21 protein-coding genes and 1 pseudogene are annotated in these 21,888 nt (G+C 39.3%); 9 read left to right on the top strand and 13 right to left on the bottom strand.

Annotated elements, in window-relative coordinates; translation table 11 throughout:
• Nucleotides 1-111: 111 nt before the first annotated feature.
• The 4 genes from FK178_RS08240 to FK178_RS08230 all read right to left on the bottom strand — a co-directional run bounded on the left by FK178_RS08240 (nucleotide 112) and on the right by FK178_RS08230 (nucleotide 2,312).
• On the bottom strand, nucleotides 112-618 hold the full coding sequence (locus tag FK178_RS08240) for a carbon-nitrogen hydrolase family protein (protein ID WP_146833382.1): 507 nt from the start codon (nucleotides 616-618) through the stop codon (nucleotides 112-114).
• A 240-nt stretch (nucleotides 619-858) separates the two neighbouring features.
• Nucleotides 859-1,575, bottom strand: a complete 717-nt coding sequence (locus FK178_RS08235) for an energy transducer TonB (protein ID WP_146833379.1) — start codon at nucleotides 1,573-1,575, stop codon at nucleotides 859-861.
• Between the two features lie 202 nt (nucleotides 1,576-1,777).
• The gene (locus tag FK178_RS15475) at nucleotides 1,778-1,936 is read right to left on the bottom strand and encodes a hypothetical protein (RefSeq protein WP_168194575.1); all 159 of its coding nucleotides are present in this window, start codon (nucleotides 1,934-1,936) and stop codon (nucleotides 1,778-1,780) included.
• Nucleotides 1,937-2,027: 91 nt separating this feature from the next.
• Nucleotides 2,028-2,312: a GNAT family N-acetyltransferase gene (locus tag FK178_RS08230; protein ID WP_146833376.1), complete on the bottom strand. Its 285-nt coding sequence runs from the start codon at nucleotides 2,310-2,312 to the stop codon at nucleotides 2,028-2,030.
• A 151-nt stretch (nucleotides 2,313-2,463) separates the two neighbouring features.
• Between FK178_RS08230 and FK178_RS08225 the strand changes: the two genes are divergently transcribed.
• From FK178_RS08225 to FK178_RS08185, 9 genes are all read left to right on the top strand, one after another.
• Nucleotides 2,464-3,378: a pirin family protein gene (locus FK178_RS08225; RefSeq protein WP_146833373.1), complete on the top strand. Its 915-nt coding sequence runs from the start codon at nucleotides 2,464-2,466 to the stop codon at nucleotides 3,376-3,378.
• Nucleotides 3,379-3,490: 112 nt separating this feature from the next.
• Nucleotides 3,491-4,084: a Crp/Fnr family transcriptional regulator gene (locus FK178_RS08220; protein ID WP_240793799.1), complete on the top strand. Its 594-nt coding sequence runs from the start codon at nucleotides 3,491-3,493 to the stop codon at nucleotides 4,082-4,084.
• Nucleotides 4,085-4,253: 169 nt separating this feature from the next.
• A complete protein-coding gene (locus FK178_RS08215) occupies nucleotides 4,254-4,781 on the top strand; it encodes a YceI family protein (RefSeq protein ID WP_146833370.1) in 528 nt (175 codons plus the stop codon).
• Between the two features lie 60 nt (nucleotides 4,782-4,841).
• Nucleotides 4,842-5,321, top strand: a complete 480-nt coding sequence (locus tag FK178_RS08210) for a hypothetical protein (RefSeq protein WP_146833367.1) — start codon at nucleotides 4,842-4,844, stop codon at nucleotides 5,319-5,321.
• Nucleotides 5,322-5,331: 10 nt separating this feature from the next.
• A complete protein-coding gene (locus FK178_RS08205) occupies nucleotides 5,332-6,033 on the top strand; it encodes a DsbA family oxidoreductase (RefSeq protein WP_146833364.1) in 702 nt (233 codons plus the stop codon).
• 74 nt (nucleotides 6,034-6,107) lie between these two features.
• The gene (locus tag FK178_RS08200; protein WP_146833361.1) at nucleotides 6,108-6,680 is read left to right on the top strand and encodes a YceI family protein; all 573 of its coding nucleotides are present in this window, start codon (nucleotides 6,108-6,110) and stop codon (nucleotides 6,678-6,680) included.
• Nucleotides 6,681-6,795: 115 nt separating this feature from the next.
• Nucleotides 6,796-7,233, top strand: a complete 438-nt coding sequence (locus tag FK178_RS08195) for a DoxX family protein (protein WP_146833358.1) — start codon at nucleotides 6,796-6,798, stop codon at nucleotides 7,231-7,233.
• A 146-nt stretch (nucleotides 7,234-7,379) separates the two neighbouring features.
• On the top strand, nucleotides 7,380-8,036 hold the full coding sequence (locus FK178_RS08190) for a DUF2652 domain-containing protein (protein ID WP_168194574.1): 657 nt from the start codon (nucleotides 7,380-7,382) through the stop codon (nucleotides 8,034-8,036).
• 79 nt (nucleotides 8,037-8,115) lie between these two features.
• A complete protein-coding gene (locus FK178_RS08185; RefSeq protein ID WP_146833352.1) occupies nucleotides 8,116-8,556 on the top strand; it encodes a universal stress protein in 441 nt (146 codons plus the stop codon).
• Between the two features lie 92 nt (nucleotides 8,557-8,648).
• Here FK178_RS08185 and FK178_RS15760 read toward each other — a convergent pair whose 3' ends face one another.
• The 9 genes and pseudogenes from FK178_RS15760 to FK178_RS08150 all read right to left on the bottom strand — a co-directional run bounded on the left by FK178_RS15760 (nucleotide 8,649) and on the right by FK178_RS08150 (nucleotide 21,595).
• On the bottom strand, nucleotides 8,649-8,771 hold the full coding sequence (locus FK178_RS15760) for a hypothetical protein (protein ID WP_262711687.1): 123 nt from the start codon (nucleotides 8,769-8,771) through the stop codon (nucleotides 8,649-8,651).
• Between the two features lie 224 nt (nucleotides 8,772-8,995).
• Nucleotides 8,996-9,415 carry a hypothetical protein gene (locus tag FK178_RS08180; RefSeq protein WP_146833349.1) on the bottom strand — a complete coding sequence of 140 codons (420 nt, stop codon included), beginning with the start codon at nucleotides 9,413-9,415 and terminating at the stop codon, nucleotides 8,996-8,998.
• Between the two features lie 11 nt (nucleotides 9,416-9,426).
• On the bottom strand, nucleotides 9,427-9,825 hold the full coding sequence (locus FK178_RS08175) for a GreA/GreB family elongation factor (protein WP_146833346.1): 399 nt from the start codon (nucleotides 9,823-9,825) through the stop codon (nucleotides 9,427-9,429).
• Nucleotides 9,826-10,014: 189 nt separating this feature from the next.
• Nucleotides 10,015-11,291 (bottom strand): annotated as a pseudogene (locus FK178_RS08170) (Glu/Leu/Phe/Val family dehydrogenase).
• 6 nt (nucleotides 11,292-11,297) lie between these two features.
• Nucleotides 11,298-11,468 (bottom strand): hypothetical protein, encoded by a 171-nt coding sequence (locus FK178_RS15470; protein WP_168194573.1) that lies wholly within the window; start codon nucleotides 11,466-11,468, stop codon nucleotides 11,298-11,300.
• Nucleotides 11,469-11,671: 203 nt separating this feature from the next.
• On the bottom strand, nucleotides 11,672-13,003 hold the full coding sequence (locus FK178_RS08165; RefSeq protein WP_146833342.1) for a sigma-54-dependent transcriptional regulator: 1,332 nt from the start codon (nucleotides 13,001-13,003) through the stop codon (nucleotides 11,672-11,674).
• A 1-nt stretch (nucleotide 13,004) separates the two neighbouring features.
• A complete protein-coding gene (locus FK178_RS08160) occupies nucleotides 13,005-14,102 on the bottom strand; it encodes a sensor histidine kinase (RefSeq protein ID WP_146833339.1) in 1,098 nt (365 codons plus the stop codon).
• Between the two features lie 337 nt (nucleotides 14,103-14,439).
• Nucleotides 14,440-14,871, bottom strand: a complete 432-nt coding sequence (locus FK178_RS08155; protein ID WP_146833336.1) for a PepSY-like domain-containing protein — start codon at nucleotides 14,869-14,871, stop codon at nucleotides 14,440-14,442.
• A 217-nt stretch (nucleotides 14,872-15,088) separates the two neighbouring features.
• Entirely contained in the window at nucleotides 15,089-21,595 is a 6,507-nt protein-coding gene (locus FK178_RS08150) for an alpha-2-macroglobulin family protein (protein ID WP_146833333.1), read from the bottom strand.
• Between the last annotated feature and the right edge of the window lie 293 nt (nucleotides 21,596-21,888).

Genomic DNA, 21,888 nt, shown 5'->3' with positions numbered 1-21,888 from the left:
TTTCCCGGATCAATGAAATAACTTAAACTATTTTTAGAAGCACAGTATTCTTTCACAAAGGTAAGAACTGTAGTTTCAGCTTAAGAATTCCATTGTTATTTCCGGTGATACTTAAGATTTTATGATAACCCCGTTCTCATCGGTTTTTACTCTCATTCGCTGATTGTCTTTTTCAAGAAGGATCTTATATTCTTTTTTGGTTACTCCTTTCCTGTCATGGTAATTCACCAAATAGGCATTTTTGGTCATGGTCCATCCATTGTAATTTTTTGAAATAGCCTGAGATACGGCAGGAGGTAAGTCGAGATTTTTATATTTTTCAATGGTCCTTAGCACATTTCCGTCTTTATCATAAGAAGCAAGGATTCTTCCCTCAGGAATAAAAAAGGAAATACTGTAATTATCATATTCATCATCATAGAATTCGGCAGCTTTTATATCATATACAGCAGCCTGCCGCTGGAGCATTTTTACCGGAATGGGAGCATCAGACTCTCCCGCTGCAGCAAGGTATTTGTAATTTACCCCCACAATTTCAATTTCAGGCAGTTCAATAATTTGCGCTGAAAGTTGGGTGGTTAGCCCAAATAGAAATAAACCCAAAATCAAATTTTTCATGATATTCTTTTTTAATATTAATAAAATCTATTCGGGAGGATTTCTTCCAATTAAGTCAATATGGTGGCAAGCCTCATAAAGATATTTCGGGATTACCAGTTATAAATTTAAAATGTATTTTAAATAAAAAGAATGACAAATGTCATTGATTTGGATCGTGGAAAACTAATTTTCAGGGTGTTACAAAAAAAACTTCTGCAAAAAGCAGAAGTTTCCTTTAAAAATATCATCACTTTAGGATCACTCCTGTACTTTAAAAGCAATGGGTAAGTTGTAAGAGACAGGGACCGCTTTTCCCCTTTGCATCCCGGGTTTCATTTTGGGAAGGGATTTAATTATTCGCGCAGCCTCCTGTTCAAGTTTAGGGTGGGGAGCACGGGATTGGACGCCCACAATATTCCCATTGGCATCAATCTGGAAAAGTACGTGTATCCGGTTTATCCCGGTAAGTCCCAGTTGATTCCCAAGATCGTGGTTGAATTTTTTATTTACAAAATCTGTGATCTTTTCACTCATACATTGTTTACGTTCTTCATTATTTGCCAGGCCTTCACATCCAGGGTAAACGGGGACGTTCTCTATAAGGAAAAACGGGACGGGTTCTATTGGGTCATCGGCCGGCGCTTCCTCAATTTTATCAATATCTATAATGTCTTCCTGGCTGCTTTCTGTAGATTGAATAGGGTCTTCAATCACATCGGGATCATCGGGAACCACCTCAATAACTTCGGGAGGAGCGGGAAGTTTTGGTGGTGGAGTGGTCTTAAATTCGGTAATAGGAATTATTTCCTCCTCGGGCTCCTCCATGCTTATTTGCTCCCTGAAATTATCTCTTGCGGCATAGGTTTTCCATTCTATACCCATATAAATAAAAAACAGGACCACAATAAGGCCCAGCTGAAGAAATAAGAGGGAACGTTTGGACAGATCGGCTTTGTAATTTTTCTTGACTTCCATAAATTGTAGGGTTTTTGAGTTAATAAATAAATAGCTAAAAAATTGAATACAAATTAATGGTGGGTGTAGTTGTTTGATAGGTCATCAAGAAAGATGCCTTTTTATCGTGAAGTCTTGATTATTTCTATAAAAGCAAAAAAATCCGCCGAAATTGAAATTCGGCGGATTGGGTCAATATGCAATAATGTTACTTAAAATGGGTTTAGTCGACACTCCTCTGAGCCTTTGCTTTATCCAAAATAGCTTTAAGTTTGGCTTTATGGGTTTCCTTTTCTTTCCGCAGCTTCTCTTTTTTCTTTTTTAAAAGTTTGGTGTGTTTTGCCTTGTTGGCAGTATTTTTTTCAACTCCTTTTTTGGCCATGGGAATGATATTGGATCCTTTAATTCGCTGTACAATTTACGAATTTTAAATATTAGATATAAAAAGGGGATTTCAGTTAAGGATTCCAGCTTCAAAATCTTACGTCATTGGTACTGCTATCTTTGTCCATCACCTTTTTTGCATAGGGACAAAGCGGGATAATTTTTAAATTGTTTTTACGGGCATAATCTATGGCAGCCATCACCAGTTTTATTCCAAATCCTTTTCCATTATAATTTTCATTCACTCCGGTATGGTCAATAATGAATTTATTATCGCCGGCCCAGGTAAATGTCATTTCACCGGCTTCCTTTCCATCTTCATAAATCACCCAACGGCCTTTTTTGTTATTGTCCTCTCTTTCAATATTTACCATAGTATTATTTTTAAATTATTTTATAAGTTGGTTTAATTTCCTGCTAAACATACACCAGGCAAACCTTAGATAAATAGCTGCGGGTTAAGGCTTATTAATTATCTTTAATCTTATACCAATTTTAAAGGAACAATAAAAATAAAAAGAAAATATGGTAAAGCTCGTAATTGATTCCCGGGAGGCATCCCTGGGGGAAGGAATGCGCGTAAAACGTATCCTGCCGTTTAGAAAACAAAGAATGGTGGGCCCATTTATTTTTATGGACCATGGCGGACCCGTTGACTTAAGGCCCGATCTAAAAAAATCTATGGATGTTTTACCGCATCCTCATATTGGGCTATCTACCGTGAGTTATCTTTTTAGTGGCCAATTGGTACACCGGGATAGCCTGGGTGTAAAACAAATTATTAGACCCGGCGAGGTGAACTGGATGACCGCCGGAAGCGGGATCTCACATTCTGAAAGATTTGAAGACCCGGGCATACTTGCAGAAAATTCGCTCGAGCTTATTCAAACCTGGGTTGCCCTGCCTGAAAAATTTGAGGAAGCCAATCCAAGTTTTAAGAATTATAAACCGGAAGATCTGGCGGTATATACAGATACAGGGGTGTGGATGCGGTTGATTGCCGGAGATGCTTACGGCCTTAACAACCATGTGGAAACCCTTTCCCCGCTCTTTTACCTTCACGTAAAACTTGATAAAAATGCGCGCTATGGTTTGCCTCAAAAACATAGTGAAAGGGCCATTTACATTGCGAAAGGAAGTTTGGAAGTGTCTGGAACTGCCTATATAGCGGGGCAAATGCTTGTTTTTGAAAAAGATGTTGATCCTGTTATAACTACCAAAACAGGAGCCGAACTTATGGTAATGGGAGGGGAGCCCCTGGGCGAGCGCTTTATCTGGTGGAATTTTGTTTCCTCGAGAAAGGAAAGAATAGAACAGGCAAAAGAGGACTGGAAACAGGGAAGAATTATACTGCCTCCCAATGATGATCACGAATTCATACCCCTACCGGAAGATCCCTTTAAATCCAGGTCCAATCCCTCTCCCGAGCCACTTTCATAAATTGGTATAAAACCTCATAACCCACCTAATTTTCTTATTTTTATAAAAATTTATCAGATTTCTGGTAATAATATAAATCGCTTCTTTTTTCTAAATCGACAATACCTTTAATATGGATTCCAATATGTTTGAATTTCTGGAAAAGAAACTAAAGGAAAATATCCATATTTCCCGGGAGGAGTTTGAATTTGCCAAAACCATGTTCATTCCCAAAAAATTAAGGAAAAAACGTTTTTTGCTGCAGGATGGTGACCCATGCATATATACCACCTTTGTGGAGAAGGGGCTTCTGCGTAGTTTCAGGGTAGATGATAAGGGAAATGAACATATATTACAGTTTGGGATGCAGGGCTGGTGGGTAGCAGACCTTTACAGCTTTCTCACCGGGGAACCTTCAGAATATAATATTGAAGCCCTTGAGGACAGTGAGCTTCTGCTCATTACCAAAAGCTCCTGGGACCAGTTGCTTAATGAAGTGCCTGCTTTTGAACGTTATTTTAGAGTGCTTATCCAAAACAATCTTATTGCCACCCAACGACGCCTCATGGGCACCATGACCACCACTGCAGAAGAGCGTTACAATTCGCTTATCCGGGATTTTCCGGATATTACTCAAAGAGTGCCCCAACATATGATCGCATCCTACATTGGTGTTACCCGCGAAACCCTAAGCCGTTTGAGAAGTCAGCTCGCGGCGGGTTCTTAGATTTCAGTTATCAGCCCAATATCCTGCATTTTCAAAATTTTCTTAACAGCCCTTTAAGTGAAAACCGTGACTTAGATCACATTCATTTCTTATCATAGGTCATTTGCGCTGACTAATGATGCTCCTAAATTTGCAGTGTAATTATTATTAATAACTAAAAACTGAATTTATGGCAACTACAAAATGGAGTATTGACCCTACACACAGCGAAGTAACTTTTAAAGTGAAACATTTAATGATCTCAACGGTAACCGGTAGATTTAAAGTGTTTGAAGGAAATGCTGAAACGGAAGGTGAAGAATTTAAAAGCGTGAAGAACGTCCAATTTAAAGCCGATGTTCAATCCATTGATACCAATAACGCGCAAAGAGATGAGCATTTACGATCTGCCGACTTCTTTGCAGCTGGAGAACATGCTGAAATGAGCTTTAAAGCGGAAAGTTTTGATGTGAGCGACGATAAAATGCATGGGCAATTAACTATACGTAATACCACGAAGCCGGTTACACTTGACGTTGATTTTGGGGGTGTGGTTGTAGATCCCTACGGGCAAACCAAAGCTGGTTTAACTGTGAGTGGAAAAATAAGCCGAAAAGATTTTGGATTGACCTGGGATGCGGTTACAGAGGCCGGAAGTGTTGTGGTAAGCGACCAGGTAAAATTGAACGTAGAAGTTCAATTTGTAAAACAGGCATAATTATTATAACAGGGGGGGAAGGTGAAGCCCACTTTCCCCCAACTGTTTTTAAAACAACATATGATGACACCAAAAACAATGGCAATTTTAGGAGATACCGGAAAATTTTCCCCGGCAATGCTGGAAATACTGGCCAGGCTGGATCTCAGGTTGCTTTTTGTTTCGGAAGATGAAGCATTAAAGAAAGAATTGAAAAAGGAACTTCGGGACCTGAAAACCATTGGGGAGATCGATTTTACCGGCTGTGAAAGGGAAGGATGTTGGGAGGCAGATATAATCGTTCTTTATAAACCAGATGCTAATAGGAGTTCACATATGGAAAGAATAAAGGAAGTAGCCACACAAAAAATTGTCCTGGTAATTTCAGATGAGATAGGGCCTCAGGAAATAGGAGGGCTAAAAAAACTTCTGCCAAACTCAATGGTGGTGCAGGTGGCGTTCAGCACACAGCAGAAGAATATAAAAGTATGCAGTGAGGATATTAAAGTCAAAGCCGAAGTTAAAAGGCTCTTTGAACCTTCCGGAATTCAGATAAATTAAAACAAGAGAAATGGAAATAAAAATATGGTCAGACGTAAGATGTCCCTTTTGCTACATAGGCAAAAGGAAATTTGAGGCAGCTCTGGAGAATTTTGATGATAAGGATAAAGTTAAGATAGTTTGGAAAAGTTTTCAGCTTGATCCCACTTTAAAAACAGATACTTCCGGCAGCACCTTAGATTATTTTGTAAAAACAAAAGGTGTGAGTGAGGCACAGGCCAGGCAAATGTTTAGCGGAGCCCAAAATATGGCTAATGAAGTAGGTATAGTTCTAAATATTGAAGATGGGGTGCCGGCAAATTCCTTTTTGGCACATCGTCTCATCCAAATGGCAAAATCTAAAGGTCTTGGAAATGAAATTGAAGAAGCGCTTTTTAAAGCACATTTTGAAGAGACAAAGAATATAGACGATTTAACCGAATTGGTTAAAATCGCAATAAGTATAGGTCTTGATGGTGGTGAGGTAAAGGAAACACTGGAATCTGATGCCTATTCCTATGATGTGAAACAGGATGAAATGGAAGCCCGGAATATAGGGGTGAGGGGTGTACCTTTTTTTGTATTTGATAATAAATACGCAATCTCCGGCGCTCAACCAACAGAAGCCTTTTTAGAGACCCTGGAGCAAGCCTGGGAAGGATATAACAACACAATTACGACTATGGAAGTCTCTAATGGAGATTCCTGTGAAACAGATGGAAACTGCAATTAGAACAAGGTCCACTTGCAACACAATAATTAATACATTAAAAACAGATCATTAACATTTAATTAAACCCAATAATTATGAAACATTTATTTTCCTTTTTATTTATCGCTTTTTTAAGCACCACTTTAATTGCACAAACAACCTGGAAGGCAGATCCTGCTCACACCCAGGTTACCTTTGAAATCACCCATTTAGGTATAGCCGATATTAAAGGTGGTTTTGACAAATTTGATGGAAACATTGTGTCAAAAAGTGAAGATTTTAGCGATGCACAATATGAAATTACCATTGATGTTCCTTCTATAAATACAGGAATTGAAATGAGGGATAACCATCTTAGGAGCGCCGATTTTTTTGATGCTGAAAAACATCCTGAAATGACCTTTAAAAGCACCTCTTCAGAAAAGGTAGGTGAGAACAAATACAAAGTAACAGGAAATCTTACGTTTCATGGAATTACCAAACCGGTAAGCCTTGAGGTATTATACCGGGGATCTATTGAACATCCCCAGAATAAAAAAATGATCTCCGGATTTGCGATTACCGGGCAGGTGAAGAGATCTGATTTTAATCTGGGTCCAAATTTTCCTGAACCAATGTTAAGCGACACTGTAGTAATTGATGTGAACGGCGAATTTATAAAACAATAAACTTCTGTTGAGGGGGAAGCCCGGGATTCAAAGAATCATTTCTGGGTCTCCTTACCGGCTTCCTTTCCCCAGGAATTAAAAAACACACTTCCGGGTTTACGAAAACAATAATAAAATGAACAAAATATTAAGTCCAGATTTTAAGACAACACAAGTTGATATAGTTTTATTGATACTAAGAGTAGGAGTAGCCGTTTTAATGCTTACTCACGGGATTCCAAAATTGCAAATGCTTTTGGGAGAAGTGCCGGTGCAGTTTCCCGGAATTATGGGATTAAGTCCCGTGTTTTCTCTCTTTTTGACTGTGTTTGCTGAAGTGATATGTTCCATTCTAATACTTTTTGGATTGGGCACCAGGTTGGCAAGTGTCCCTCTTATAATAACAATGCTGGTGGCAGTTTTTATGATCCACCTAAATGATCCATTTGCCAGCAAAGAGCTGGGATTGCTTTATATTTTCCTGTACCTGCCTTTATTGGTTTTGGGAAGTGGAAAGTTTTCCCTGGATTTTTTAATGGGTTCGCTTCAAAATAAAGCTTTTGTAAAACGTTAAGTACCCCAACTGGTTTTTTAAAAGGTCCTGCAGTTTACTGGCAGGGCCTTTTTATTATCTCTCAACCGAATAATAATTCTTTTAAAATTGATTAAATTAGAAAAGACATTTACTCAAAAATACAGGCATATAAAAAATAAGCAATTTTGAAAAGGGCAGGAGAAAATAGGGATGAAAAGCAACTAAAAGATGCCAATATAGGTCTGGGAAATATTTTGATCCCGGATATTAGCGGATTTACCAGTTTTGTTACACAAACAGATCTGGTTTCCGGCCAGTTAATTACCCAAAGGCTCCTTACCTCGTTATTGGAAAATGATCTGCTTGACCTTGAACTTTCCGAAATTGAAGGGGATGCGGCTTTATTATATAAGTATGGCAGGAAGTTGAGGCCAAATGCCATCTTAAAGCAATATGAGGGTATGCTGGAGAATTTTCACAGGGAGCAGGAGAAAGTAAATAAAGAATTTAATCTGGACCTTAAATTATCCCTGAAGCTAATAGCCCATTATGGCAAATTTGGACAATATGAATTAGGCAGTTTCAGGAAATTATATGGCGCACCGGTAATAGAAGCCCACCGGCTGTTGAAGAATTCAGTAAAAAGTTCCCGATATGTTCTTATAACCGATGACCTTCTGGAGGGCAGCCCCACCACCGCCGCAATTAACAACCCTGAATTTTTGCGTGGGCATAAATTATGTGAATCCTATGATAACATCAGGGATATCACTTTTACTGTGTTTGATTATGAAGCAGAATGTTCCCCACGCGAGATCCTGGAAAGAAGTGATTCACTTTAAAGCATATTGTTGAATTAAGAGAGCTTTATGAGTAAAGCATTTATTTTTCCTTATTTTTAAAGTTAATAAATTACAGAATATGAAAAATATATTAGTCGCAATAGACCGGGAGAAAGATGCAGATCAATTAATAGCCCAGGCAGTTAAACTTGCAAAGATATCTAACGGAAAGATCTGGTTGATACACGTCACCGAAGGTGTGCCGGAGGATTTTCTGGCCCGCGAAACCGGACCCCAATATATTTTTGATAAAAAAACCGGAAACAAGGAAAAGGAAGCAAGCTGTATTAACCGCTGGGTTAAAGATCTCGAAAAAGAGCAAAATGTAAATGCTGAAGGTGTTGTAATTGAAGGCTCTGTTACCAAAGCGATAAAAAAAATTGTGGAAGAACATCAAATAGAAATAGTGATCGCCGGACATAAAAAGAAAAATATGCTGTATGAGTTATTTACATCAAATAAAAAGAAAGACCTGGTAGATGAGTTGAAGATCCCCTTGCTGGCCGTTCCGCTTGTGTAGCTCAATTACACCCGGGACCTATCTATTGAAAGAGTTAAAAATAAAATCTCCCGCTCGTTGGCGGGAGATTTTTTATTCAATACATCCAAAAATTAAACCGCTCTCAGTTTTCGTTTTTTTAGTTTTTTCTCCTCTTGTTTTTTTATAACTTTTTCCTGTCTTTTGGCTTTAAGGTTTTCTTTCATCTCTTTCGGACTTTTTTTCAATTTGCTCATTTCTATATATTTTAAGTCAATAATTATTACAATAGAATAAAGTGTACTTAGAGGTGCAATTTTCTACGGGTTATAGGTAATTGATTCGAAAAGATGCTGCACCGGGAATGGTGACACCCGTGGGTCACCGGCTACTCCCAGAAGAGCAACAGGGGTGAAGAGTAAAAATTATTATCCTTGATGTAATAAAACATAATAAAATACATTCAAAAGCTTATTGATAATTAAAGCATCTTTTTAATACCGTTACTTATATAAGAATAAACCAGGGTTTTTAAATTCCGGTTCTCAAAGAAATAGTTCTCGATCTGGATCTTAAATTTTTGGATCTCGTTTAAATAAAAGTTCTCACATTGGAGATCCTCACACTCATTAAAACCATCCAATTCATTTATAAAGGCGTGCAGCCTTTCTAAAAATTCTTCATTCTTATTATTAAGGCTGCTAAGTTCCTGTTGCAGGAAGTAAAGGTCCTGCCGGTTAATTTCCGTTTTATCTATAAGTTTGGATAGGAAAAGTTTGTTATAGAACTCATTTTCAATTTTTATAAATGTGACTTCACTTTTCCATTTATTTATATCTGTACACATATTCAATTTTTGAATATCCTCGTTTGCATAATGTGATTGAATAAGATTGCTCATTTGGTTCATTTTTAAACTAATTCCAGTTGATTTACTTCTAAAATTTTAATGAAACTTTCCCCAACGGGAAACTTCCACAAGATCTCATCTCCCTGTGCATATCCAAAAAGGGCCAGTCCCATAGGGGCCAGGACAGATATTTTATTCAATTTTATATTGCTTTTTTCCGGCGTAACAATTTGGTATGATTTCTTAACGTCAAAAGCTGTTTGAATGGTTACCGTACTGTTAAACCTTATTACATCCTCTGGAAGGTCCCTTCTGTGGACCACCCTGGCACTTTTTAATTCGTCATTTAATTTTTCTATAGAGGTTTTATAACTATCATCTTTATGGTAATGTGCCATCCCCATGATATTGCGTAACAATGCAAACTCCTTCTTCTCAACTATGATTTCTCCGTATTTCATTTCACTATTATTTTGAAGTTCCAAACTATTTAATGCATAAAATGAAAGCATATAGATTACCCACCGTTGGGTGAGGAAACTGCATACCTTCATCTTTTTAAAAATAACCCCCGTGTCCTCTTAAAAATTGGAACTTTTTTTAAAGGTTAATATATAGCACTACATTAGGTACCGGGCAGTATGATATAACTATGGGAATATTCCCCTTTGTACGTATGCCGTTTCTATCCTGGATATGGCTATAATATAAGATGCCGTTCTCCAGTCTGTCTTCCTGTCATTGGCTTCCTTTTGAACTTTATGGAATGCCTCTGTGATCTTTTTCTCCAGTTTTACCATTACTTCATCGAGTTGCCATAATTCCCCGTTCCGGTTTTGCAACCATTCGAAATAACTTCCAATAACTCCACCGGAGTTACAAAGAATATCCGGTATTATGGTGATCCCGTTCTCCAGCAGGATCTTTTCTCCGGCAGGATCTGTCGGTCCATTGGCTCCTTCAGCAACAATCCCGGCTTTTATTTTATAGGCATTCTCTCCCGTGATCTGGTTGCCTAGTGCCGCCGGAACAAGGATATCGCAATCCAGCCCAAAGAAATCATCCGGATCAATTTCGTCAGCTCCTCCAAATCCTTTTATAGAACCTTTTCGTGGTTTGGAATGCTCAAAGAGGTCGTTAACATCTATCCCATCCTTTTTATATAAGGTTGCGTGGGCATCTTGTACCGCTTGTAAAATAGCACCATCTTCCACCATAAATTTTGAGGTCCAGTACCCAACATTTCCAAATCCCTGGACAATAAAGGTTTTACCTTTTAAACTTTCGCCACGGCTTTCATGCAGCAATCTTATGGTTAAATAGACCCCGTATCCGGTTGCCCGGTCTCTGCCTTCCAATCCGCCGGAACCTACCGGTTTTCCTGTAACCACGTGTTGATTTTGTGATCTTTCAGAAGGGGATTTTGTAGACATATATGTATCGGCGATCCAGGCCATTGTTTGCGCATTGGTATTCACATCTGGTGCCGGGATATCGTGCTCAGGCCCTATATTATCACCCAGCGCGTAAGTAAACCGTCGGGTGATACGTTCCAGTTCAGATATAGAATAATTTCGCGGATCAATTTGAATTCCGCCCTTTGCCCCCCGTAAGGTAAACCGGCCAGGGAACATTTCCAGGACATCCACATGGCTAATGCCTTTGCAGCATCTACATCTACAGATGGGTGGTAACGCAACCCTCCCTTATATGGTCCCAGCGCATTGTTATGCTGCACCCGGTATCCGGTGATGATCTCTACTTCCCCATTATCCCTTTTTACCGGGAAGTGTACTATAATTTCATTATTTGTAATGGCAAGAATGCGCCTAATATTAGGATTAAGATTCATTTCATCTGCCGTGGCATGGAACTGTTGCATCACAGTCTCATACATTCCCTGCTTATTCTCTTTAATTGCTGTCATAATTTTCTATTCAAAATGTTCACATACTTGTTTATTGTTCTCCAGCCACACACAATGAGGCTTATTGGAGCAGGTGACACAAAGACCCATTTCGGCCACCTTAAATCTCTGGCTTGTGTTCAAGGTTTTTTCCACAAGCGGAAGCTGTGTGGTCATCAAATTTTTAATAAGATTCATGAAATTTTTGTTTTATTGTTCATTCCATTTTCATAGTTGACTTCCTTAAGTCAAAGGATATGCCCAATAAAAAACAGGCTTTACAATAAAAAGATAACGTATTGAATGTGAGCTAGTTGTAGCAGAAAAAAATAAGTTAAGGCGAATTTTAGCCGGGGAGAAATTACCCGCTCCGGAAAAAATTACCCGCTGGAAGAATGCCTTTATTGCAGCTTTTGCCGAAGGGTTTTCCGGTCAATTTGAAGGATCTCTGCAGCTTTTGTTTTATTATTTTCTACAGACGCCAGGACCTTAAGAATGTGGTCTTTTTCTATTTCTTTTAAAGTTTTGGAAAGATCATCTTCCCGTGGTTCCGGATATTTTAAATATTCCGGAAGATTCGAAACATTAATTACATCCTCGCTCATAATGATACTTCGCTGAATGATGTTTTCCAGTTCCCGTACATTTCCGGGCCAGGAGTGCCTTACCAGGATATCCAATGCTTTTGGGGCGATACGTATCTTAGGTTTGTTATATTCCAGGCTATATTTTTTCAGAAGCATTTCGGCGATAGGAATAATATCTTTTTTGCGCTCACGCAGGGGCGGAATTTCAATGTTCACCACGTTAAGTCTGTAATAAAGGTCCTCCCGAAAAGTCCCTTTTTGTACCATCTCATATAAGTTGGCATTGGTGGCGGCTATTACCCGCAGATTGACTTTTTGGGTAGTTTGAGAACCTACCCGGCGCACTTCTTTTTCCTGTAACACCCTAAGCAGGCTGGTTTGTACTGCCTGCGGTGCGGTCCCTATTTCATCGAGGAAAATTGTACCACCGGACGCTGCCTGGAAAAAACCGTCCCGGTTCTCATTTGCTCCTGTGAAAGCGCCTTTTACATAACCAAAAAGTTCTGCTTCCAGCAAATTCTCGGGAATAGCCCCGCAGTTTACAGGAATAAAAGGATTACCGGCAAAGGATCCCTTATAATGTATGGCTCGCGCTACCAGTTCTTTTCCTGTCCCGCTTTCTCCCTGAATTAAGATGGTAGCCCGGTTATTCCTTACCCGCTCAATGATATCAATAAGATGGGCTATAGATTCAGACTGGCCAACGATCCCCGCATATACGATTTTGTCCTGAGCCTGTGAATCTGGGGACTTTTTTTCAAGTTTATTTTCAGGGATGGATAATAAAGATTTTTCTACAGCCTTTTTTAATTCCTCTGTGGTAAAAGGTTTTACCAGGTAATCTAAAGCTCCAGACCTTACTGCTTCAATTGCCCCATCTACAGACGGGAAACCGGTTATAACAAGTTTGGGAATTGAAGGAAAATGCTCCTCTACATATTTTACCAATTCCATCCCGTTTATTCCGGGCATCTGCAGGTCTGTGATTAGCAGGTCAACAGGGGAATATTTTAAAATATTCATCGCCTCAATTACAGAGGTTGCCTTATAGATATGGAAATTCTGAGCCGTGAGATTGCGCTGCAAGACCTCCAGCATATCGTAATTATCATCTACAATTAAAATATTTTCTCTCTTTAAGGGCATATCAGGAAATTAAAGGTAAAGTTATTTGAAAAACGGTTCCCCGGGGTTTATTATCAAATGTAACAATATTGCCTTTATGGCTCTTTATGATCCCGTGTACTACACTTAAACCTAGGCCGGAGCCTTCTCCCAAAGGTTTAGTGGTGAAAAAGGGCTCAAATATCCTGGATCTTATTTCCTCTTTTATTCCGGGGCCTTCATCTGCAATCTCTATAATCAGAGAGCTTTCCTCATTTTTAACAGAAATGGCTATTTTTCCGTTTTTTGGGGAAACATAGATCGCATTGATCAATAAATTAAAAAGGACCTGGCTCAATTGAATACTGTCCAGCCTGGCGGAAAGGGATTTATGCTCCATGTGAAATTCGGGAACAACTTCGGCTTTTTTAAAATTTGGCCCCAGCAAGGAAAGAACCTGTAGTATTACCGGCCTAATCTTAATTTCTTCCATATTCTGGGGCATCTCACAGGCAAAGAACATCAGTTTTTTTACAACCTCCCGTGAATAGATCGATGACCTTATGATCTTTGATACATCGGCTGCTATTTGCGGGTCTTTTGTTTTTGAAGCAATAAGCTCAGCAAAACCCAGAATATTTCCCAGAGGGGTATTGAGTTCGTGAGCGATGCCGGCGGTAATTTCTCCCAGGATTAATAACCGGTCATTGCGCTGTGCCGTAAGCTCGATAAGGGTTTCTTTCTCTTTATTTTTTATTTTTTCATAGAACATTCCCAGCTCCCTGGAAATCCTGTCCAGTAATTTTTGCTCTTCCTCCAAAAAATGATCCCGGGAATAGGGGGGGCTAGGGTAATGAATTTTCACACTACCTACCACCGAATTATACGCGCGGATCTCACTTACCTGAAACACCGAATCTGGAGGAATTGGTGCGGACTTATAATAATCCTTATCCAGGGAAATTTCGGCAACAGCGGCTTCGGGAAACCTCCATGCACGAATGATCACCTGTCCTAGCGATGATAAGGTTTGGGTTAAAGATGTTTTATGATTGGAAAGAAGGGTCGAAATATCATACAGGCAGGAAAGTTCCTTGATACGTTCCTTAAGTTTTTCTTCTATGGTGAAATTCCGGGGCATAATAATACTGTAAGTAACAAAGATAATTAAATACCTGCCCCGGGCTGAAATTACTGATGTTCGAAATCTTCAAATCTAAAACAAAGAATTCTTCAACATAATTTTAAACAGCAACCATATAATCGGAAGAGGGAGAATGTTGGGGAAATGGTGGTTGTAAAGAAATGCGCACGCCGGGTAACTTGATACTGAGGCCGAAATTTCAATTAAAAACGCGTGGGAAATATTGTTAGGTAAAATTTTATAAGTGTGCATTAAAATAAAATTCCCTCTGAATTATTTAAATTCAGGGGGAATTTACATTCTTATGTTGGGGGTCTGTTTTGATGAGTATAGCTTAATCTATTCTTCTAAACTTGCCCAGCTCATCAAATTCCAGTTCTGTGCCATCGGCCAGCTCAACCTCTTGCTCATTCTTTTGCTTTTCCCAACCTATTACCTGAGCATCGGGATAATTCTCTTTTAAATAAGAGGAAATATTGGTTGGCAAGACAGAGAGAGATATTGCCTCATTATTTTTACTGTCTATCTCAATGATTTCTCCGTTTTCGTTAAAATCCAATTCAATGCCATTTGAAAGGGTCACTTCATATTTATCATCTTCCCAGATTTTCCAATTGCTATTCTCCTTTACTTCAGAAACACTCAGGGAGGCAAAATTTTGTTTAATAAAGTCCTGGGCTTTTGACGGAAGATTGGTGGTATTGGTTTGTGCTACCAAACCAAGAGAGAACAATGCGATACAAGTTGATAAAATTACTTTTTTCATAATGTTTGATTTTTATTTTAAACAAAGTAACCGGGTAAAACTGGAAAGAATTAGGAAAAAGTAAGCTCTGTGATGTTAAACGTTTCACAAAATCAATTTTGAACAGGATGTGAAAGGGTTTACTGTTTGTGGCTTTTTTTAGATTTTAAAACCTGAAAATTACAGCGTTGACCCAAAGAAATTATTTGGGATCTGATATTTCACAATTTGATATTTCTTATTTCTGCCCTTCTATATTTACTCTTATCCCTTTTGTGTGACCCGAAAATTCCGGAGCATACAAACTTCCAATACTGGTAATGCCATTTGAAAAATTTCCGGCATTATTTGCTCTTACAGTATATTCCAGTACATAAGTTCCTTTTCTTAAGAGGTCGAAAAAGAAATGTGTAGCCGCATCTTTGGTGCTTTCGTAGTATGCCGTCCCGTCTTGATATTTATATTCACTCAGCACATTTGTAGGCTCGAATCCGCTGGCGCGCATATCTTTAAGATGTATATATTCCATATCGGCTGTTGTGCGTACTACCAGGCGAACTGTAACAAGATCACCAATTTTAACTGGTGTGTTTGTGTCTATTCTATTCAGGCTTTTTCCAGACTGGTTGTTGACGTTGAGGTACAATTCTTTTTCAACATTTAGTGGACTTGCAGTGTGAACTTTAATCTTATCCAGGTCTTCAAAATATTGCCAGTAGGCTCCCCCGTAACCTGCTGTTGTATTATTATTTTCTACAGTTATCTTGCTGAAACTTTCATCCATTTCTTCCCCTGTCCATTTTAATTTTTGGTAACCCGTCCCTGCTTCAGTTTTGATTGCTTCCAGTTTTTCAATTGGTATTGGTTTTGAACCAAGGCTAAGAATAACCTCATTACCAGATTGTAACCAATCATCTCCCTGCATGAGCAGGGCATAAGTAGCTTCAGTAGTTGCTTTTGTTGTGGGCCAGTGGTTTGTTCGCTTATTTTGAAGCAGCCAGATCTTCATTTCCTCAATTGCTGTTTTCTCCTCCGGAAATTCAGCAAAAGCTTCAATTATAAGTGCCTGAGTTTCGATAGGGGCATTATGCCAGAACCAGCCTCTCTCATTTTCTTTCCAGTACATACCATATTCTTCGGAATTAACAGCCGATTCCTTCAATGCCTGAACAATTTTATTGGCTTCATTTTTTTCATCATATCTGGAAAGTACAAGGGAGAGTAATGCTTTATTATAAATACTTTTTTGCAGCCAATCTTCTTTTTGAGCTTTTAAAATCTTTTTTTCAATCGCTTGAACTTCTGGAGATAGCGGGATTTCTTTCATATAAAAACTTCGCGCATACAGATGATGCAGGGCAGCAGAACTTTTATAAAAATAATCCTGATTTTTTCTATCATAATTTTCTCTCTCAGCTTTTATTAATTCAGCATCCAGGAAAACAATTGCTCTAGCAACAATTTTAGAATCACTTATTGGAACATCTAATTTTTTCAAGTGCCCTAATCCTGCAATTATATGACGGGTTATAAAATAGTTATCTCTTCCACCGGAAAACCAGGGGAAAGCACCAGAGGAATTTTGCATTCTTTCCAGTTTGATCATCAGCTCCTTTTGCTCACTTTCCAGCTTTTTCAGCTCAAAGAGGTTGGCCAATTGCTGTTTTTGAACCGTCTCGCTTTGTGCATCCCGCACCCAGGGAGTTTCGGCAAGAAGAAGGTTCTTCAGTTCTTTATTCTTCTCAAGGTTGCTTACCAAACTACTGTCGGCTTCCCAGGATTCAAAAACTTCCTTTATCTGTGGCTTCCTGTTCATGATCTTAGCTGCAAGGCTATTGGCATAAAGCCGGGCAAAGGTTTGTTCACTGCATTCGTACGCAAACTCCATTAAATAGGGTAAACTTTGAAGCGCAATCCAGGCAGGATTAGAGGTGTATTCAAGACTAAAAGCTTGATTTTGCAAAGTTTCAGAGGTGTTTTCACTAAGGTTTTTAAACTCATAGGTTTTTGTTTCACCTGCCCGAACGAACAGTGGCAGACTTTCTCTCACCAACATTCTATTGCTTAAAACCGGAAGTGTATTTTCTTCTCCATCAGAAAAATTTCCTGCTTTTGCAATGATACGGTATGTAACAGCAGGCACATCCTTCGGGATCACAAGATCAAATGAAACGGCGGTATTACCTGAGGCGGCAAGGTGAAATGGCTGAATATTATTCCTATTTTTTAGTTCCAGATCCACCGGTTGCATGGTAACAGCGTTGTATAACTGTAACATTGCAGTACCGTTAAGTGGTGCTCCGGAAAGATTTGAGATCCTTGCTTTAAAAGTGATGCTGTCACCTTCCCGTAAAAACCTGGGTGCATTGGGAGTAATACTTAACTCTTTCTGCGTACGTACATAACCCTCATAAGTGCCGGTGGACCAGGTGTTGGTATGCGCCAGTAAGCGCAATTTCCATTGTGTAAGTGCTTCGGGGGAAGTAAAGGAGAAGTTTACCTTTCCTTCCTGATCCAGGCTGAGATTTGGAAAAAAGATGGCAGTTTCATCAAGATTCTTCCTTGCCTCTACATTTTGCAAAGCAAGCATTCCGGTTTTGGTAGATATGATCACTGCTCCATTAGCTGCAGCCTGTCCATAAATAGCTGTAGCCGCAGCACCATCCAGAATTTTTAAGTCGGCAATATCTGCAGAATATAAGTCGGCAGTAGTGACAATTTCTCCATCAACAATATATAGTGGGTTTTTTCCATCCGGTATAGAAGAAGCACCGCGAATTCTAATGTGGGCGGCTCCTCCCGGGGCGGCAGGAGATATAGATAAGCCCGCAACCTTGCCTGCAAGAGCCATTTCAAAATCTTCACTAACCATAGCTTCTTCTGAAATGGATATCTCCTCTTCATTAACATCTCCATAACCAACCACGACTACTTCATCCAGACTTGAAGAATCTTCTTTCATAATGACATAGATATTCTTATCTTTTTCAACTAAATGTTCCCAGGTTGTAAAACCGATAGAGGAGAATATTAGAATATCTCCCGGCTGGGCGTCAAGGGCAAATTCTCCGTCAAAATTAGTGCTGGTTCCTTTGGTAGATCCTTGTATGATCACCATTACCCCAGGCAGGGGCATGCCCTCATTATCCATAACACTCCCGCGGGTATTTCCGGTTAACTCATTTGCATTATTGGCGCTTAATGTTTTTTGGCGCAGGTACTGGCGATAAACATAACTATTGGGACTGTTAAACCTAAAACCGAACATTTGTAATCTGTCAAAAACCCTTTTCCCGGGACTGTAGGAAGGGGTATCGTTGAACCTGTTTTCAAGAAATTGAACATTTCCAACATTGGAGAGATTATAGGAAGGAAATCTTAAGTATTCTTGTGAAAATCCTGGATTGAGATTCCAGGCAGTAGTTGCGAATTGGTCCAAAGACGCGTCGTACATAGAAGCAAGGATCTCTGCATCAGGAACCGCGTCTTTTTCGTTGGTTATTTTAAAACTCCAGGTTTCTTCGGCTCCCGGTTCGATCTTATTTCTGAAGGTACCGGTTTCTATATTTAAAAAAGTCTTTTCTCTCTCCAATGAGATCCTTTTGGTTACAGTGATTCCGGAATTATTTTTCACCCCGGTTACCTGAATTTCAATCTCCCTGCCACTAAGTCCCGAAACAGGAATTTTTAATTCCTTTCGACTGTTAACTTCTATAAATTGATCAAAAACTTTTTTGTAACCATCAAACGCAGCTACTTCCAACCTGAGATCTTTGTAAGCTGTTTGGAGTACAATGGAAACAAAACCTTCCTCCAGATATTTTGAATTTAGAATGTTTAGACTGAACCTCTCATTGGCAGTGGAATAAAGGTTTTGCGGATCCCGGAGCGTTAAAACTTTTGCAGCTGTTGCGGTAAAATTGCCATTATCTACCAATACTTCTGCAAGATATTTTCCTGCGTACCAGCCTGTCAAATCTATTTCAGGTTCAAAAGAGCCCGCACCCGAAAAGTTATAGGTATAACTCAATTCTCCTTTTGGCCAGTTTTTAGGGTCATTTTCAGAAGCATAAGGTTCTTCGGGAAAGAGTTCGATAAATTCTTTTTCCGGGATTTGCTGAATTTCGGGAGCTTCCCATAATCTCGCTTTAAGGACCCTATCCGGGCTTTGAAGTTTATATATCTTCAGGCTGCCTGTTACTTCAACCGGAACAGAATTTAAATTGGTAGCCTCTATGACAGGTTGCAGTTTTGAGCCGGTATTGATCTCTTCAGCAATATTCAGACTTGCGAGCAGATTTTTTTTCCCTAATTTAAGGGAGGTAGTGGCTTCCCGAGTTTCTCCCGAAGCATCGGTTACCGTGGCCGTAATATTGAATTTGTAAAGTAAATTCTCCTCCATAAGATCTTCTTCGTTAAATAGAGCAGGAAATTGAATGTTGAATTTACCGTCAGCACCTGTGTCAATGGTATCGAGCTTTACGGGCACAGGGTCGGAATAATGCTGGTACCAACGGGAGTAATTTTGTTTTTGCCTTTGCACCTCGTAGATTAGCCGGGAATTACTAATAGGTGCTCCCGAAAAGGAAAGCGCCTGCCCGGTAATAGAAATAGTATCTCCAGGTTTATAAATCGCATCAATGCTATCAAATTTCACCTCAAATGTGGGTCGTTTATATTCTTCTACCCGAAAGGAAACTCCATTTTCAAAAAACTCCCCAGCCTCCTGTATCTTATTCCAGAAAATAGTTTCAGTTTCGGTGTCCTCTTCGGTGTAAATAGAAAATTCCCCTGTAATTCCACCGGTAGGTAGGAGAAACTCCCCGTTAAAAGATCCGTATTTATTGGTCTTAAGCCTGAAATAATGCAGCTCCTCCCCATTTGGGTCATCTACATAAACCTCTACAAATTCATTGGGTACAGTGGAAGTTTTCTTATTTTCCTGGGTTAGCAGCACCCCTTTAAAATAAACTTTTTGTCCCGGTCGATAAATGGCCCTGTCCAGGTACAACAATGTGGTGGCAGTGGGTTCCTCAACTGCATTATTATAATTCCTCCTGTAGTATGACTGCCAGTAATTAGTATTAAGTGTATCTCCTTTTTTTATCACCAAAATTTGGGGGGAACGTTGTCTACTACTGGTATTGTTTTCTTTTACTTCGCCTTTATTATCTGTTAGAAGAGTTTTGCCCACTCTGGTTCTATCGGTAAAAAACTGCAGTTTTGCCTGTGCAATTCTTTTACCGGATTTTCTGTCCAGTGTTTTATAAATCTGAAATTGATCGTATCCCCGCTGTGTCAGGACCAGATCTGTTACCTGCATAAAAGAAAAACTGAAATTATTCTTTTTTCCAGGTTTCTTTTCTGAAACAAATACGAGGTAATTTCCCTTTTCCAAGCCGGGAAAGGCCAGTTCGGTGGAATGATTATTAAAATCGGCCGATTGGGGTAAGCTGTATAACTTTGATATTACAGGAGTTTCTTTTGAGGCTACAGAGTGTATAATAGAATCCCTGTTTCTGTAAGTAATTTTGTTTTGAAAATCGTGTTTTACTTTAATGATCTTTAACTCAAGGCTATCCAGGCCTTTATAGTTAAGAAAAATTCTTCCGGGTTCATTATGGCTAAGAATAGCAGGAATCTTAGCTCCCACGCTCACTGATGTAATACTGCTCTTTAACCGGGCAGCCATTTGAGAACTATCTGTGTTGGGATATTTCCTGATGATCTCCTCTGTAAGCGCGACTGCTTTTTGTAAAAAATCGGGATGCAGAAGCTTTCCGTTCTCATCAGTTTCACCGGAACGATCATAATACATTTCTGCTATTTTCAACAAAATAAGGGCAGCCGGGAGCTCCCCTTTATACTTACCATTCATAGCCAGGATTGCATCCTCGTAGTTTTGCCACTTTTGAGCACCTGTATAATAGGTGTTTACGTATTCAAGCCTGTTTAAGATTGCATACACAAGCGGGGCGGTCTCTTTATGCAGGGTTTCCAGCTTTTGGTACAGCCTCAATACACGTTGGTGGGTGGAAGGTACATCTTTAGAAAATTCCATTTTCAGGAATTGGGTAGAAGGCCCATAAAGAGTTGGATTTTTAAGGATGTATTGCTCACCGGCTCCTTCCACGGGAGTGTTAGATGAATTTGAGAAGAAATCCAGTGCCTGGTGTACTAGTAAGTCATAGAGTGTTGGCCTGTATATACGGTTAAGTTTTTTTTGCTGAAGCAGATCTTCAAAATTTTCTACGGGAGTTTTAATTAAAACTTCTTCATTCTCCAGGGATTTGTAAAATGCAGATGCAATTGAATCCAACAGGATATGATTTGACCAGGTTTCCATGTCTAAAAGGTCTGGATCGTCAATTTCTTTTCTTCCCCTGTTTTTCCACCTGTTGTCTTCAAAATACTGCTTTAGGAAATCTGCTTTATAGCTTAGGAGAACATTCTTATAAGGGGTGGGAATTGAACTGATGCTTGTGTTGAGATCTCTTAAGATATAGGAAGCTGCAGATTCATTTTTGATTTGATAGAATTTATAATGAAAAATCTTCCCTTTAATGAGATCGGGAAAACTTTTTTCTTCTTTGGCAATGCTTATGATCTCCAGTGTTTTTTCGTTTGCACTTTCTATCAGGCCATGAACCTCCAGAGAATCCAGGGTATTCCAATTTACATTTAAATCGGTTTGAGCAAAAAGCAGATTTGTAAATAACAGGAGGGCGGGGAGAAGTATTTTCATAAAAATTTGATTACTACCGGTAGGGCGGTAGGGTAGCGGGAGTTAAGATATAGAAAAAATATTATTTATAGGTTTGGCGGAGTTTTTACTTTTTTAATCCGCGGCATAGCTGCGCTTGATTGTGGAGTCGGAGGGTTTACAGAACCCTTGGAGCTCCCATCCTGCAAACCTGCCTGCCGGCAGGCAGGTGCAGCTATGCTTTACTGTTCCTATCGGGCCAGGCGTCTTAAAACAAAAAAAATCTGCTCAGGCGAAAAGGCCCGGCAGATTTTTATTTCTTTTAATTCGCAGCA

It is taken from the genome of Antarcticibacterium arcticum (assembly GCF_007993795.1).
GTDB lineage: Bacteria > Bacteroidota > Bacteroidia > Flavobacteriales > Flavobacteriaceae > Gillisia > Gillisia arctica.
This window is presented reverse-complemented; position numbering and strand designations above follow the sequence as displayed.

Bases quoted from the DNA above. Each gene is read 5' to 3' on its own strand.
- FK178_RS08165 (WP_146833342.1), bottom strand. From the start codon at position 13,003: ATGCCCTTAAAGAGAGAAAATATTTTAATTGTAGATGATAATTACGAT.
- FK178_RS08205 (WP_146833364.1), top strand. From the start codon at position 5,332: ATGGAAATAAAAATATGGTCAGACGTAAGATGTCCCTTTTGCTACATA.
- FK178_RS08155 (WP_146833336.1), bottom strand. From the start codon at position 14,871: ATGAAAAAAGTAATTTTATCAACTTGTATCGCATTGTTCTCTCTTGGT.
- FK178_RS08240 (WP_146833382.1), bottom strand. From the start codon at position 618: ATGAAAAATTTGATTTTGGGTTTATTTCTATTTGGGCTAACCACCCAA.
- FK178_RS08230 (WP_146833376.1), bottom strand. From the start codon at position 2,312: ATGGTAAATATTGAAAGAGAGGACAATAACAAAAAAGGCCGTTGGGTG.
- FK178_RS08225 (WP_146833373.1), top strand. From the start codon at position 2,464: ATGGTAAAGCTCGTAATTGATTCCCGGGAGGCATCCCTGGGGGAAGGA.
- FK178_RS08220 (WP_240793799.1), top strand. From the start codon at position 3,491: ATGGATTCCAATATGTTTGAATTTCTGGAAAAGAAACTAAAGGAAAAT.
- FK178_RS08175 (WP_146833346.1), bottom strand. From the start codon at position 9,825: ATGAAATACGGAGAAATCATAGTTGAGAAGAAGGAGTTTGCATTGTTA.
- FK178_RS08215 (WP_146833370.1), top strand. From the start codon at position 4,254: ATGGCAACTACAAAATGGAGTATTGACCCTACACACAGCGAAGTAACT.
- FK178_RS08200 (WP_146833361.1), top strand. From the start codon at position 6,108: ATGAAACATTTATTTTCCTTTTTATTTATCGCTTTTTTAAGCACCACT.
- FK178_RS08180 (WP_146833349.1), bottom strand. From the start codon at position 9,415: ATGAGCAATCTTATTCAATCACATTATGCAAACGAGGATATTCAAAAA.
- FK178_RS08150 (WP_146833333.1), bottom strand. From the start codon at position 21,595: ATGAAAATACTTCTCCCCGCCCTCCTGTTATTTACAAATCTGCTTTTT.
- FK178_RS08185 (WP_146833352.1), top strand. From the start codon at position 8,116: ATGAAAAATATATTAGTCGCAATAGACCGGGAGAAAGATGCAGATCAA.
- FK178_RS15475 (WP_168194575.1), bottom strand. From the start codon at position 1,936: ATGGCCAAAAAAGGAGTTGAAAAAAATACTGCCAACAAGGCAAAACAC.
- FK178_RS15760 (WP_262711687.1), bottom strand. From the start codon at position 8,771: ATGAGCAAATTGAAAAAAAGTCCGAAAGAGATGAAAGAAAACCTTAAA.
- FK178_RS08195 (WP_146833358.1), top strand. From the start codon at position 6,796: ATGAACAAAATATTAAGTCCAGATTTTAAGACAACACAAGTTGATATA.
- FK178_RS08210 (WP_146833367.1), top strand. From the start codon at position 4,842: ATGATGACACCAAAAACAATGGCAATTTTAGGAGATACCGGAAAATTT.
- FK178_RS08160 (WP_146833339.1), bottom strand. From the start codon at position 14,102: ATGCCCCGGAATTTCACCATAGAAGAAAAACTTAAGGAACGTATCAAG.
- FK178_RS08235 (WP_146833379.1), bottom strand. From the start codon at position 1,575: ATGGAAGTCAAGAAAAATTACAAAGCCGATCTGTCCAAACGTTCCCTC.
- FK178_RS15470 (WP_168194573.1), bottom strand. From the start codon at position 11,468: ATGAATCTTATTAAAAATTTGATGACCACACAGCTTCCGCTTGTGGAA.